Source organism: Streptomyces avidinii, from assembly GCF_045161815.1.
Taxonomy (GTDB): Bacteria; Actinomycetota; Actinomycetes; order Streptomycetales; family Streptomycetaceae; genus Streptomyces; species Streptomyces avidinii.
Genome location: NZ_CP108863.1, coordinates 4,287,778 through 4,301,529, shown reverse-complemented (window position 1 = coordinate 4,301,529; position 13,752 = coordinate 4,287,778). Strand labels below are relative to the sequence as shown.

The following is a 13,752-nucleotide window of genomic DNA, read 5'->3' as shown; positions in this document are numbered from 1 at the left end:
ACCCGTCTGCGGGTATCGGTGCTTCCGGATTCGATCAGAGGGATCGGCCGACCGGTCCGAGGCCGAGCGTCGCCCGGTGGGTCCGCCAGCGGTCCATCAGGCCCAGCATCTCGCCCTGCATGAACTCGAAGAAGGCCGCCGTCTCCGCGACGCGCGCCCCGGCGGGCGAGTCCGTGCCGAGGGTGGCCGCGCCCTCGCGCAGGGTCTTCTCCCACAGGGTCAGGACCTGGTCGCGGCGGGTGAAGGTCTCGTACCAGAGCTCGTTGTGCAGGACGTACCGGTCGCGCCGGGAGCCCGGTTCGCGTTCGCGGCTGACCATGTTGACCTGCGTCAGGTAGGACACGGCGCCCGAGACCGCGGCCGGGCTGATCTGCAGCGCCTCGCCCAGCTCCGCCGAGGAATCGGGGCAGCGTGCGGAGCCGCTGCTCGCGAACGCGGTCGGCCGGCTGCGCTGGGCCGGCGGGCACCTGGCCGTGGCCTTCGGCGGCTCGGCGCTGATCCTGCTGCTGGCGGGGCTCGGTCTCGGCCTCGGGCACGGCCGGGGGCTCGGCGCGGCGATCGGTGCCACGCTCGCCCAGCTTCCGGCGGTGTGGCTGATCGGGGCGCTGGCCGCGCTGCTGTACGGGGCGGCGCCCCAGTACGCGGCGTCCGCCTGGGCCGTGGCCGGGGGCGTGCTGGCCCTGGGCTGGATCGGGCCGGCGCTGAACCTCCCGCAGGCCGTCCTGAACCCATCGCCCTTCGCCCACCTGCCCCGGCTTCCGGGTGCGCAGGCCCTGGACTGGGCCCCGCCGGCGGTGCTGACGGCCGTGGCGGTGGCCCTGACGCTGGCGGGCCTCGGTGCCCTGCGCCGCCGCGACATGATCGCGTAGGCCCGGCCCGGGCCGGCCGGGGTCCGGTCCTAGAACTCCACGAGCAGCTGCTTGAGCCCCCGGATCACGTATCCGTCCTGCCACTGCGGCTCCTCGACGAGCCGCAGTGGCGGGACTCCGTCCGCCAGCAACGCCCCGAACGAGGCCTCCAACTCCCGCCGCGCGAGAGGCGCTCCGAGGCAGTAGTGGATCCCGGCCCCGAAGGTCAGGTGCGGATTGTCGGCCCGTACGAGGTCGAGCGCATCGGGCTCGTCGAACCGGGAGGGATCCCGATTCGCGGACCCGAACAACAGTGCGACCTCGGCGCCGCGCGGGACGACGGTGTCGCCGATCCGGATGTCGTCGAGCACCCAGCGCTCGAACATCTGGAGGGGAGTGTCGTACCGCATGAGTTCATCCACAGCTGTGGACAACTTTTCGGGATCGCGACTCTCGCGGAGCGCGGCGAGCTCCGCGGGGTTGCGGAACAGTGCCCACCACCCGTTGACGGTCGTGTTGACGGTGGCCTCGTGCCCGGCGTTCAGCAGGAGCACACAGGTGGAGATCATCTCCTGCTCGCTGAGCCGCCCGTCCTCATCGTGAGCGGCGATCAGCCCGGAGATCAAATCCTCACCGGGGCGCGTGCGCCGCTCGGCGATCAGCCCGCGCAGGTACGCGCTGAACTCGACGCTCGCCCGCACCGCGCGCCGGGCCGTCTCCTCGTCCGGCCGGAGCTCGAACATCCCGCAGATGTCCGCCGACCAGGGCCGCAGCAACCCCCGGTCAGCCTCGGGCACGCCCAGGAGCTCCGCGATCACCGCCACCGGCAGCGGCTCCGCGACGACGGTGAGCAGGTCCCCGCCCCCGTCCGCGCGCAGCTGTCCCACCAGTTGCCCGGCCAGCCGCTGCACGGCGGGCACCAGCCGCTCCACCGTCCGCGGGGTGAAGGCCTTCGCGACCAGCCTGCGCACCCGCGCGTGCGCGGGATCCTCCAGGTCCAGCAGGCCGTTGCCGTTGAGCACGTGGAAGGGCTCGTGCTCCGGCGGCGGCGCCTCGCGCCCGAACTCCTCGTGCGAGAACCGGTGGAGGTAGGTCCGCCCCAGCCGCCGGTCCCGCAGCAGCGCACTCACATCGGCGTAGTGCGGCACCAGCCACTGCCCGGTGGCCTCGCACCACACGGCCCGCCCCTGCTCCCGCAACTCCCGGTACGCCGGGTACGGATCGGCGACGAACGCGGCATCCCACGGATCAAAGCCCATCCCCGCACCCTAAGGGCAGCCGTACCCGATCAGGCGGGTGTCACCAAGCGGGTCTCGTACGCGTACACGGCCGCCTGGGTCCGGTCCCGCAGTCCCAGCTTCACCAGGATCCGGCTCACATGGGTCTTGATGGTGGACTCCGCGACGACCAGCCGGTCGGCTATCTCCGCGTTGGACAGCCCCTGCGCGATCAGCACCAGCACCTCCGTCTCCCGCTCCGTCAGTTCCCCCACACCCGCCGGGTCCGCGAGCCTGCGCGCCTCGGAGATCTTCGAGAACTCCACGATCAGCCGCTTGGTCACCGAGGGCGCCAGCAGGGCCTCACCGGCCGCCACCACCCTCACTCCGTCGGCCAGCTGACGGGCCGACGCGTCCTTGAGCAGGAACCCGGAGGCCCCGGCCCGCAGCGCCTGGTACACGTACTCGTCGAGGTCGAAGGTCGTCAGGACCAGCACCTTCGCGTCCGTGTCGGCGGCCACGATCTCCCGCGTGGCCTCCAGCCCGTTCATCCGCGGCATCCGGATGTCCATCAGCACCACATCCGGCCGCAGCGCCGCCACTTGGTCGATGGCCTCCCGGCCGTCGACCGCCTCGCCGACCACCTCGATGCCGTCCATCGCGTTCAGCAGGACGGAGAATCCCTCGCGCACCATCACCTGGTCGTCGACGATCAGCACTCTGATCGTCATGCCGTCTCCCCCTGCGGCTCCGTGGCCGGCTCCGGACGGTGGGGCACCGGTATGAACACCGCCACCTCGTACCCGCCCGCGGCCGTCCGGCCGGCCGTCATCTCGCCCTCCAGCATGGCCACCCGCTCCCGCATGCCGGTGATCCCGTGCCCGGCCCCCGGCGAGGGCCGCGCATCCCCGGTCGCCGGGTCATTGACGATCCGTATGCCCAGGCCGCCCAGGACGTACGAGACCTCCACCCCGGCGGTGGCTCCCGGCGCGTGCCGCAGAGTGTTGCTCAGGGCCTCCTGGATGATCCGGTACGCCGACAGCTCCACGCCCTGAGGCAGCTCCCGCACCGCGCCCGTGATCGTCTTCTCCACGCTCAGCCCGGCCTCCCGCACATTGGCCAGCAGCCCGTCCAGCGAGGCCAGCGTCGGCTGCGGGGCGTCCGGTGCCTCGTAGTCCGCGGAACGCACCACACCCAGCACCCGCCGCAGTTCCGTCAGGGCCGCCACCGCGTTCTCCCGGATGGTGACGAATGCCGCCTCCAGCTCCGGCGGCGGGTTCTTCACCCGGTACGGCGCGGCCTCCGCCTGGATCGCCACCACCGACATGTGGTGGGCCACCACGTCGTGCAGCTCCCGCGCGATCGTGGTCCGCTCCTCCAGCAGCGTCCGCTTGTCCCGCTCGACGGCCGTCACCTCCTGCTGTGCGCTGACCTCGGCCCTGGCCGCGCGGCGTATCTGGATGCTGCCGGCGATCACCAGGGCGAAGGCCGAGGTCACCGCCATCTCGGGCAGGTTCGACCCCCAGCGGTTGCCGAGCACCACGGTGAGCGCGAAGCCCAGCGCGAGGGTGAGCGTCCACATCCAGGCCGCCACCCGGGGCCGGGTCCGCAGGGTGACGAGGACCATGACCGCGATGTAGGAGAGGAAGCTGCCCGGGGGCCACGGCCAGTTGACCGCGCCGCCGAGGGCGGCCAGCACCACCGTCATCGCGACGGCCGCCCACCACGCGGCGATCGGCCGCACCAGCGTCATGAGCACCGGTGTCGCGGCTATCAGCCCCATGGCGAGCTGGGCCGCATCTCCCAGATAGCCCGAGTGCGTGTTGACCGTGAACAGCAGGACGAGGAAGGCCAGACCCGCCACCGCCGCGTACTGCCGCCACGGCGCGTACTGACGCATCACCCGGGGAAGCAGCCGCACGAAGCGTCCGGGTCCCTCCGCCAGCGGCAGCGGCCGGTACGCGAAGGCATCGGTGAGGAGGTCCTGGCGAAGGGTCCCGATCACCTCCGATGCCAGTCGGAATTCAGGCGTCCGGGCTGTCCCCCCGGTGGTCGTCTCGGTCATACACGCAACCGTAGGTCCGTACCGCCCTCGTCCGCGTCGCCGCTGATGGGGATTTCCGGGGGTCCCCCTCAAGTACTACGCGGGTTCCTCAGTAGCCCGTCGGGCGGATCAGACCCGTCTCGTACGCGAACACCGCCGCCTGCGTACGGTCCCGCAGGCCGAGCTTCACCAGGATCCGGCTCACATGCGTCTTCACGGTCTGCTCGGCCAGCACCAGGTGCTCGGAGATCTCGGCGTTCGACAGGCCCTGGGCGATCAGCGACAGCACCTCGGTCTCCCGCTCGGTCAGCGCCTGGATCCGGGCCCGCGACGGCGCGCGCGGCGCCCCCAACCGGGAGAACTCCGTGATCAGCCGCTTCGTGATGTTCGGCGAGAGCAGCGCCTCGCCGGCCGCCACCACCCGCACCGCCTCGGCGAGCTGGTCGGCCGACGCGTCCTTGAGCAGGAAGCCGGACGCCCCGGCCCGCAGCGCCTCGTACACGTACTCGTCGAGATCGAAGGTGGTCAGCACGAGCACCTTCACGGCGGCGTCCGGGACGGAGGTGATGACGGACGTGGCCTCGATCCCGCCCATCCCCGGCATGCGGATGTCCATCAGCACCACGTCCGGGGCCAGCTCCGCGACCTTCGCCACCGCGTCGGCCCCGTCCACCGCCTGCCCCACGACCTCTATGTCGGGCTGTGCGTTGAGAAGCACGGTGAAGCCCTGCCGGACCATCATCTGGTCGTCGGCGATCATCACCTTGATCGGGGTGCTCATGTGGCCCTCTTCGTCTCGGGGTCGGGGACCGCGGACAGCTCCTGCGGATCCAGCGGGAGTACGGCGCTCACCTCGTACCCCCCGTCGGGGCGCGGGCCGGCGGCCAGCTCACCCCCCAGCATGCCTGCCCGCTCCCGCATTCCCAGCAGCCCGTGCCCCGCTCCGGGCGACGGCGGGGCCGACCGGGTCGGCGCGGTGTTCGCCACGCACAGGTGCAGATCACGCGGCCCGTACGCGATGCCCACCTCCACCCGCGAACCGGGCGCGTGACGGAGCGCGTTGCTCAGCGCCTCCTGCACGATCCGGTACGCGGTGAGCTCCACGCCCGGGGTCAGCGGCCGCCGTATCCCCGCGATCTCGGTCGTGACATTCAGCCCGGCCCCCCGCACGTTGTCCACGAGACCGTCCAGCTCGGCGAGGGTGGGCTGCGGATGCTGCCGGGTCGCGGGATCGTCGGGCCGCTCGGACCGCAGCACGCCCAGCACCCGTCGCAGCTCCGTCAGCGCCTCCAGCGCGTTCTCCCGGATGCCGGCCAGGTTCTCCTTGAGCTCCTCGGACGGGTTCTCCACGAGGTGCGGAGCGACCTGCGCCTGGATGGAGATCACCGACATGTGGTGGGCGACGACGTCGTGCAGTTCGCGGGCGATCCGGCTGCGTTCCTCCAGCAGGGTGCGCCGAGCCCGCTCCTCCTCGGTGAGGGTCTCCTGCTCGACGAGTTTGGTGCGGGCGAGGCGGGTGGCCCGCAGGGCGTAGCCGAGGATTCCCACGAACCCGAAGAGGAGGGCCACTCCGCCGATGATCGTCTGGCTCTGCGGCGGCCTCAGGGTGATGTCGGCCAGTCCGTTGAGGGCGAGCGTGATGCCGATGACCGAGACGGTCACCCGGGGCGGTACCCGCAGTGCGACCATCAGGATCACGGGCGCCAGCGTGAACGGCCCGGCGGGTGTCCACGGCCACGACTGACCGTGGCCGACGTGGTCGTGAAGGACCCAGGCTATGAGGGCCGTGGTGACAAGCCCGAGCCACCAGGCGGCGATCGGCCGGAACATGCTGAGCACGACGGACGCGGAGGTCAGCAGAGACAGCCCCAGCACGGCCCCACCGTAGACCTTGTAATGGTCGTTCAGCTGCATCCCCGTGAGGACACCGCAGGGAATGGCCACGTAGCAGAGGACCACATGCGGCAACCAGGCCAGCCAGCGCGGCCGCGACATCTTCGGGAGCGGATCCCATTTCACGGTGAACAACTCTCGCGCCAGGCCGCGCGACAGGCGGGTGCGGTCTTCGGCGGGTGGCGCGCTCTGCTGGGTCACGCCGTCCAGGCTAAGGCGGCTCCTAGACACGGGTGATCTCCTGAGCGGGGCCCGTCCTGGGGCGGGGGACGGCGGCACCGGCAGCGGCGCCGACGGCGACGGTACGCGAGGCGCGTGACGGCTTCGGACGGCGCCCGGCCTGCTCGTGCGTACGGAACGCCGCCCAGCAGACCATCAGCGCGGCGGCGAACACCGGCAGCCACAGCAGCCGGGCCGCTATCCAGCCCACCGAGTCGGGAACGGTGTGCAGCCCGGGCAGGTCGGCCGAGACCAGCAGCCCGAGGGCGGTGACGGCCATCATGGCGGTCTGGTGCCACAGGAAGACGGTCATGGCGGAGAGGTTCACCAGGGCCACCTTCGCCCAGGCCGTCGGCCGTCGCACGGCCCGGGCCAGCGGCTCGCGCACCAGCAACGCCAGCCCGCACTGGGCCAGTCCGAAAGCGGCCGCGGCCAGCGTCGGCGGGTTCAGGTTCGAGATCGCGGACCCCGGGACCCCCACCATGGACGCGGGATAGCCGCCCCAGAGGATCAGCGCGGCCGTGGCCGCGGTGCCCCCGCCGAGCAGGAGCAGCGCAGGTGCCCGCCGGGCGAAGGCCCCCCGGGACCATGCGGCGCCCAGGGTGAAGGGGACGAGCCAACCGGCGGCCACATTGACCCAGCCGATCCACTCGGGCCCCTCCAGCCCGAAGCGCCAGATGTCCACGGCCGCCACCACGACCAGCGGCCACAGCGGGCTGAGCCGGGCCACGAGCGGGGTCGCCGCGGTGAGCGCGGCGAACACCAGCAGGAACCAGAGAGGCGACAGCACCAGCTTGACCAGCGACCGGACGGTGTCGAACTCCGCCCCGCCGATCAGCATCCCGCCCGCGACCACCCCCCAGAGGACGAGCACCGCCGCGACGGGACGGAACAGCCGCCCCAGCCGCTGTCCGACCCAGGCGCCGTACGAGCCCCCGCGCTCGCGCGCCGACGCGTACCCCCGGGCGGCGACATGGCCGCCGACGAGGAAGAAGACGGACAGGGTCTGGAACATCCAGGACACCGGGGCCAGCCACGGCATGTGCTCCAGCGGACTGGTGGTGCTCAGCCCGCCGTCGCGGGCGGTCAGCGCGGTGACCAGCCAGTGGCCGAGGACCACGCCGAGGATCGCGAGGGCCCGCAGCGCGTCCACGGTCCGGTCGCGCTCGGCGGGGGTGGCCGCTTCGATGCCCGCCGCCAGGGCGGACCAGCGGGCGCGGAACTCAACCATGGTCGGCCTCCGAGTCAGGAGCGGTGGTGCTGAGGACGATGGCGGCCAGGCTGTCGAGGGACGCGGTGCCCGGCTTGAGGTAGTCGCTGTGCCCGACGGCGCCGGCGGTGAAGGCCCGTGCCCCGAAGGCGGGGTCGACCGGGTCGGTGCCGAAACCGATTCCGCCGAGCCGGACATGCGGCACGTTGCCGATCCAGTCGCCGCTGCCGCGGCCGGCCCAGACCCGGGCGCCGCTCGCCAGCTCACGGACGGATCCGGCCCCCGTACCAGGGCTGCCGAACAGCGCCATGTCGCTGACCGCGGGCCCGGTGACGGTCCGGGCGCAGACCACGGAACCGTAGGAGTGGCACAGGAGCGAGAGCCGGGCACCCGGCCCGGCCATGCCGTGCAACCGGTCCAGGAAGGGACCCAGTTCGGCGGCGGCCTCATCGGCCCGGCCGGCGGTCAGGACGGTGGTGCTCACCGTGCCGGGGGTGTCGTACCCGAGCCAGGCGACGACGGCCGTGCGCGGATGCTCGGCCCGCAGGCGCTGCTGCAGGGAGACGGCCCCGGCGCGGAACCTCTCGTAGGTGTCGAGCGTGGTGTCGGAGCCGGGCACCAGGACGGCGACCCGGTCGGCGCTCTCCAGATCGCCGAAGACCTCGACGGCCCGGCCCCTGCCGCGGCCGTCGAAGACCAGGAACTGCGCTGTTCCGGACGCCTCCATGGTGCGCAGCCTGTCCGCCCGGCCCGGACGGTCGGCTTCCTCGGCGCGCCGGACCGCCTCGGCGATGTTGGCGCGGTTGGCGGCGTACCGGCTCTGCGGCGCGGCGTCCTCGGCGAACGTGGCGGGAGCGGGGGCGGGGACATTGGGAGAGGCGGCGGCGGATATCGGGACGGCGACGGCCGCCGCGACCAGGGCGGCCAGCAGGGTCCGGCGCAGTCGGCCACCGCCGGACCCCGCCGCCCAGGCCCCACCCGTCGTCCGCGTCGTCGCAGTCCCAGCCCCGGCCCCAGTCCCGAACGCCGTCCCGGACCCCGTCCCCGTCCCCGTTGCCATGTCGTCTTCCTTCGGTCGCCCGGAAGAGCTGTCAACGCTCTTCTCTGCTACCGAAGTTAGAAATCCGGTCCCGTGGTCCGCGTCACGCCATGGAGCCGTGTTCGCAGGTAGCTCTCAGGTATGACGGGGGATACGTGAGAGGCACGATTACGGTTGACCAGCGCCTGGACCGGGATCCCTTCCACCACCGCCTGGTCGGCCACGACCCGACCCGGGTGACGGCCCTGCGGCTCAGTCGGCCACCAGGGGCTCCACATACCCCGCCCGCCAGCGGGGTGCCGGGTCCTGGCCGGGGCTGGTCCAGTACTCCCGCGCCCCCACCACCTCCCCGTCCCGCACGGTCCACAGGGAGACAGCCCGGTAGACGACGTGGTCCTGAGGTATCTCCACCTCGGTGACGACGAGGTTCCCGTCGGCCAGGATCCGCAGCAGTTCCACGGATCTCTCGTCCGCGTAGCCGTCGTCGCTGTTCACGGCTATGAAGTTGGCACGCCCCACGATGCGCTCACCGCTCACGGGCCATTCGATGACGGCGTCCTCGGCGATGAGCTCGGCCACGCCGTCCCAGTCGCGTGCCTCGATCCGCTCCCACAGTCGTGCCACTACCTTCAACGGCTCCATGTGCCGCAGTGTCCGGCAGCCCCGTTATACGTAACAAGCTTTGCTTGCAGGCTTATTGACCTCGACACAATCGGGCGTCGCTCACTGCTTGCGGTAGGTCAGGGGCGGGTTGTCACTGCCTGCCAGCTCTCTGGAAAGGGTGCCGTCGGGCAGCAGCCGCAGCCGGCTCCATGTCCCCGGCGTACAGGTCGGCGGGGCGCCGGAGGTGACCGTGGAGGCGTCGAGCTCCACGGGATCGGAGGCACGGCGCAGGGGCGCCGTCCAGGCGCAGGCGAGGCCGCTGCCCTCGACGGCGAGGGACATCACCGGGTCGCCGACCGCCCCGCGGGTGAGCGTGAGCGTCCAGGTCCGGCCGCCCTGGACGGCCTCCCAGGTGCCGAGGTAGGCCTCGGGCAGATCGCCGTACGGGGACACGGACGGGGAAGCGGACGCCGAAGCCGAGGCCGACGAGGACGCGGAACCGGAGGCGCCGGCGGACGCGCCCGGCGTACGGCCGGTGCCCACGGGCGGCCGGGGATCCTCGGCCCCGCTCATCACTGCGTACACCGTGCCCGCGGACAGGACGGCGACGACCGTCGCCACCACGAGCAGCAGGGCGGTGGACGCGGTCCTCGGCCGCGGCGGCTCCGACACCCCCGGCGGATACCCGGGGTACGGCGCGTACGGCGCGTACGGCGCGTACGAGGACGCGGAAGCGGCGGAGCGGGCGGTAACGGGTGGCGGCGGCGGTGGTGGGGTCGCGGCCCGGTCCGGTCCGGCGTCCTCCCGGTCCAGCAGCCGTACGGCGTGCCGCCCGAGCCCCGCCACCAGCGGCGCCGGGAGCCAGGGCTCCAGGGCCCTCCCGTCGGCCACGGTGTCGCCCGCGCCGACCCGGGCCAGCACCTCGGCGGGCCCCGGCCGAGCGGCGGGATCCCGGTGCAGGCAGTCCCGTACGAGGTCGTGCAGTTCGGCCGGTACGCCGGTCAGGTCCGGCTCCTCCCCGGTGCTGCGCAGCAGGAGCCCCGCCAGGCCGCCGGGCTGTTCCGCGTCGCCGAAGGGCAGCTGGCCGGTGGCTGCGTAGACCAGGACCGCTCCGAGGCAGAAGATGTCGCAGGCGGCGGTGACCGGCTCGCCGCGGATCTGCTCCGGGGCCATGAAACCGGGGGAGCCGATGACCTCGCCCACCCGCGTCAGCCCGGGGTCGGGCCCGTCGGGCCCCGCCCCGGACCCGGCCGGGGCGCGGGCGATGCCGAAGTCGATGACGCGCGGCCCGTCGAGGGTGATCAGGACGTTCGAGGGCTTCAGATCGCGGTGGACGATGCCGGCCCGGTGGATGTCCTGGAGGGCGTACGCGAGGCCCGCGGCCAGGATCCGTACGGAACGGCCGGGCAGCGGCCCGAAGTCGTGGGCCACGACCTGGCGCAGGCTCGGCCCGGCGACGTAGCCCGTGGCGAACCAGGGGGTTGCGGCCTCGGTGTCGGCGTCGAGGACCGGGGCGGTCCACTCGCCGCCGACGCGACGGGCCGCGGCGACCTCCTGGCGGAAGCGGATCCGGAACTCCTCGCGCGCGGCGAGGTCCTGGTGGACCAGCTTCACGGCGACGGTCCGGCCGCGGTCCGAGCGGGCGAGGTAGACCTGGCCCATGCCGCCGGCGCCGAGGCGGGACAGCAGACGGTACGGGCCTATGTGGTGCGGGTCGTACGGATGCAGTTGCTCCATGGCCGGGTGGTCCCTCCCCGTGCTCGCCGTGCCGAACGGCTCTGCAGGGAAGGACGGTGGCCGGCGCCGACCGGTTGCCCACCGCAAGGGTGACGCCCGCGCTCCCGGAAGAGACGACCTAGGGGGCGTCCGACGGGGCCGGTCCCGGGATCACGGCCGCGGCCTCCAGAGCGTCCAGTGCCGTGGCCAGGCGTTCCAGGGCGTGGACGGTCTCCGCGAACGCCGCATCGCCCAGCTCGGCCGCCAGGCGGGCCGCCAGTGCCGCATGACCCGGGCCGATCCGGTCCACCGCGCCCCGCCCCTCCTGCGTGGGCCGCAGCAGCTTCGCCCGGCGGTGGGCGGGGTTGGGGGCGTACTCGGCCAGGCCCTTGGCCACCAGCAGGTCCGCGATCCGCTGGACGCTCTGGCGGGTGATGCCCATGCTCCGGGCGATGCCCGCGACGGGCAGCGGCTCCCGCAGCACCGCGCCCAGTACCTGCCACCAGGCGGCCGTCAGCCCGGCCGGCTTGGCCAGTTCCTCCGAGATGGCGAGGAACTGGCCGTTCAGCCGGAACACCCCGAGGGCGGTGCTGCTCAGCAGGTCCTGCTGGGTCCGGGAGTCCGTCGGTGAGTCTGTCCGTGAGTCCATGTGCGGGTCCCTCCGCGGGTCCCTCTGCGAGTCCCCGACGGGCAGCGGCCCGCGCGTCGTCTCACGCATCGCCCGCCGCCGATGCGGCCATCAGGACCGGGTACGCGTCCGGGTCCGAGTCGTGGAAGAGCCCGTACCAGGCGTCCAGGACGTCCGGCTTGTAGACGTCCAGCCGGGCGAAGACCTCGCGGGCGAAGGCCACCGGCTCCGTCGGCCCGGCCGTGATCAGGTCGCCGTCGGTCACCGCGTCGGCCTCGACGTAGTGGTCGCTGCCGCCGTAGCCCGGCTGCCCGGCCAGGTAGAAGGAGGCGCCGCTGGTGTGGGTCCGGCCGTCCAGCAGGCCCTCGCGCGCGAGTCCGGCGGTGGCTCCGCAGATCGCCGCGACCGGCACACCGGCGGCGAGGAACTCCTTCGCCTTCGCCGCGAAGGGCGCCAGCTCCTCGCTCGTGTCCCACAGGGACGCGCCGGTGAGGATCAGCAGCGAGGAGTCCTCCGGACGCAGGTCGGCCAGGGCCAGATCGGGCTGGACGCGCAGACCGCCCATGGTGGTCACCGGCTGCGCCGCGCCGATGCCGACCGTGCGCACGACGTGACCGCGCTGGGTGAGGTGCGCGGTGGTGTGGCCGGTCTCCCAGTCCGCGTAGGTGTCGTAGACCGCGAGGTGGACGGGCTTGCGCGGGGTCTCGCTCATGGTGCTTTCGCCTCCAGCGTGGTTCCTGCTCTATGACAATAGACTGTCATAACGACAGGATGCTGTCAATCCCGCGAGGGGCTCCGAGGCCCCTCGCAGACAGACTGCCGAGAGCGGCGCCCCACCCGCATACAGTCCGCCGATATCCCGCCCCACCTGCGCACTTCTAGCGTGACGTCATGACCCCTCATGTCACCCCGCACACCCTTGCCGCCGTGAAGGACGCAGATCGGAAGCATGTCTTCCACTCCTGGTCCGCCCAGGCCCTGATCGACCCCCTCGCCGTCGCCGGGGCCGAGGGGTCGTACTTCTGGGACTACGAGGGCAAGCGTTTCCTCGACTTCTCCTCCCAGCTGGTCAACACCAACATCGGCCACCAGCACCCCAAGGTCGTCGCCGCGATCCAGGAGCAGGCCGCCCGGCTCTGCACCCTCGCGCCCGGCTTCGCCGTCGACGTCCGCTCCGAGGCCGCACGCCTCATCGCCGAGCGGACCCCGGGCGACCTGGACAAGATCTTCTTCACCAACGGCGGCGCCGAGGCCGTCGAGAACGCCGTCCGTATGGCCCGTCTGCACACGGGCCGCGCCAAGGTGCTCTCCACCTACCGCTCGTACCACGGGGCCACCGCCGCCGCGATCAACCTGACCGGCGACCCGCGTCGCTGGCCCTCCGACACGGCCGCCGCCGGCGTCGTGCACTTCTGGGGCCCGTACCTCTACCGCTCCGCCTTCCACGCCACCACCGAGGCCGAGGAGTGCGCCCGCGCCCTCGCCCACCTCGCCGACACCATCGCCTTCGAGGGGCCGCAGACCATCGCGGCGATCATTCTGGAGAGCGTGCCCGGCACCGCCGGCATCATGACCCCGCCGGCCGGCTACCTCGCGGGCGTCCGTGAGCTCTGCGACCGCCACGGCATCGTCTTCGTCCTGGACGAGGTCATGTCGGGCTTCGGCCGCACCGGCAAGTGGTTCGCCGCCGACCACTGGGACGTGACCCCCGACCTGATCACCTTCGCCAAGGGCGTGAACAGCGGATACGTGCCGCTCGGCGGCGTGGCCATCTCGGCCGCCATCGCCGAGACCTTCGCCACCCGTCCCTACCCGGGCGGACTGACGTACTCCGGCCACCCCCTGGCCTGCGCCGCCGCCGTCGCGACGATCAACACGATGGAGGAGGAGGGCATCGTCGAGCACGCCGCCCGCCTCGGCGAGAACGTGATCGGCCCGGCGCTCGCCGAGATCGCCGAGCGGCACCCCTCGGTCGGGGAGGTCCGCGGGCTCGGTGCCTTCTGGGCCCTGGAACTCGTACGGGACAAGCAGACGCGCGAGCCGCTGGTCCCCTACAACGCGGCAGGGGCGGACAACGCGCCGATGGCCGAGTTCGCGGCGGCCTGCAAGGCCTCCGGCCTGTGGCCGTTCGTGAACATGAACCGGACCCACGTCGTCCCCCCGTGCAACGTCACGGAGGCCGAGGCGAAGGAAGGCCTGGCCCTGCTGGACGAGGCGCTCACCGTCGCGGACCGTCACACCACGGCCGGCTAGGCGCTCTCCGGCCGGCCAGGCCCTCTCCGCCCTCCGGTTGCCTCCCGCCGACCTGCGCGGGAACCAACCGGACCGGCCCGGA

General features: G+C 72.7%; 14 protein-coding genes. 2 read left to right on the top strand and 12 right to left on the bottom strand.

What is annotated here, in order from left to right; genetic code table 11:
* Positions 1-34 precede the first annotated feature (34 nt).
* Positions 35-559 (bottom strand): GbsR/MarR family transcriptional regulator, encoded by a 525-nt coding sequence (locus OG373_RS19055; RefSeq protein ID WP_405444119.1) that lies wholly within the window; start codon positions 557-559, stop codon positions 35-37.
* On the opposite strand from OG373_RS19055, the gene OG373_RS19050 reads away from it, so the two are divergent.
* Positions 474-869: a hypothetical protein gene (locus tag OG373_RS19050; RefSeq protein WP_405444385.1), complete on the top strand. Its 396-nt coding sequence runs from the start codon at positions 474-476 to the stop codon at positions 867-869. The genes OG373_RS19055 and OG373_RS19050 overlap by 86 nt on opposite strands.
* A gap of 29 nt (positions 870-898) precedes the next feature.
* Here OG373_RS19050 and OG373_RS19045 read toward each other — a convergent pair whose 3' ends face one another.
* The 11 genes from OG373_RS19045 to OG373_RS18995 all read right to left on the bottom strand — a co-directional run bounded on the left by OG373_RS19045 (position 899) and on the right by OG373_RS18995 (position 12,129).
* On the bottom strand, positions 899-2,107 hold the full coding sequence (locus OG373_RS19045; protein ID WP_405439354.1) for a cytochrome P450: 1,209 nt from the start codon (positions 2,105-2,107) through the stop codon (positions 899-901).
* A gap of 29 nt (positions 2,108-2,136) precedes the next feature.
* The gene (locus tag OG373_RS19040) at positions 2,137-2,796 is read right to left on the bottom strand and encodes a response regulator transcription factor (protein WP_052870381.1); all 660 of its coding nucleotides are present in this window, start codon (positions 2,794-2,796) and stop codon (positions 2,137-2,139) included.
* Positions 2,793-4,130, bottom strand: a complete 1,338-nt coding sequence (locus OG373_RS19035; protein ID WP_405439353.1) for a sensor histidine kinase — start codon at positions 4,128-4,130, stop codon at positions 2,793-2,795. Before OG373_RS19035 ends, OG373_RS19040 begins: the two co-directional genes overlap by 4 nt.
* A gap of 88 nt (positions 4,131-4,218) precedes the next feature.
* The gene (locus OG373_RS19030; protein WP_397732892.1) at positions 4,219-4,890 is read right to left on the bottom strand and encodes a response regulator; all 672 of its coding nucleotides are present in this window, start codon (positions 4,888-4,890) and stop codon (positions 4,219-4,221) included.
* The gene (locus OG373_RS19025; protein ID WP_405439352.1) at positions 4,887-6,203 is read right to left on the bottom strand and encodes a sensor histidine kinase; all 1,317 of its coding nucleotides are present in this window, start codon (positions 6,201-6,203) and stop codon (positions 4,887-4,889) included. Before OG373_RS19025 ends, OG373_RS19030 begins: the two co-directional genes overlap by 4 nt.
* Before the next feature lie 22 nt (positions 6,204-6,225).
* On the bottom strand, positions 6,226-7,452 hold the full coding sequence (locus tag OG373_RS19020) for an acyltransferase (protein ID WP_405439351.1): 1,227 nt from the start codon (positions 7,450-7,452) through the stop codon (positions 6,226-6,228).
* Positions 7,445-8,491: an alpha/beta hydrolase gene (locus tag OG373_RS19015; protein ID WP_405439350.1), complete on the bottom strand. Its 1,047-nt coding sequence runs from the start codon at positions 8,489-8,491 to the stop codon at positions 7,445-7,447. The genes OG373_RS19020 and OG373_RS19015 overlap by 8 nt, the downstream gene beginning before the upstream one ends.
* 231 nt (positions 8,492-8,722) lie before the next feature.
* Positions 8,723-9,112, bottom strand: a complete 390-nt coding sequence (locus tag OG373_RS19010; protein ID WP_397732888.1) for a nuclear transport factor 2 family protein — start codon at positions 9,110-9,112, stop codon at positions 8,723-8,725.
* Between the two features lie 81 nt (positions 9,113-9,193).
* On the bottom strand, positions 9,194-10,810 hold the full coding sequence (locus OG373_RS19005; RefSeq protein ID WP_405439349.1) for a serine/threonine-protein kinase: 1,617 nt from the start codon (positions 10,808-10,810) through the stop codon (positions 9,194-9,196).
* Between the two features lie 118 nt (positions 10,811-10,928).
* Complete coding sequence (locus tag OG373_RS19000; protein ID WP_405439348.1) at positions 10,929-11,438, bottom strand: MarR family winged helix-turn-helix transcriptional regulator; 510 nt, start codon at positions 11,436-11,438, stop codon at positions 10,929-10,931.
* A gap of 61 nt (positions 11,439-11,499) precedes the next feature.
* Entirely contained in the window at positions 11,500-12,129 is a 630-nt protein-coding gene (locus tag OG373_RS18995; RefSeq protein WP_405439347.1) for a DJ-1/PfpI family protein, read from the bottom strand.
* A gap of 179 nt (positions 12,130-12,308) precedes the next feature.
* On the opposite strand from OG373_RS18995, the gene OG373_RS18990 reads away from it, so the two are divergent.
* Complete coding sequence (locus OG373_RS18990; RefSeq protein ID WP_405439346.1) at positions 12,309-13,670, top strand: aspartate aminotransferase family protein; 1,362 nt, start codon at positions 12,309-12,311, stop codon at positions 13,668-13,670.
* Positions 13,671-13,752: the final 82 nt, after the last annotated feature.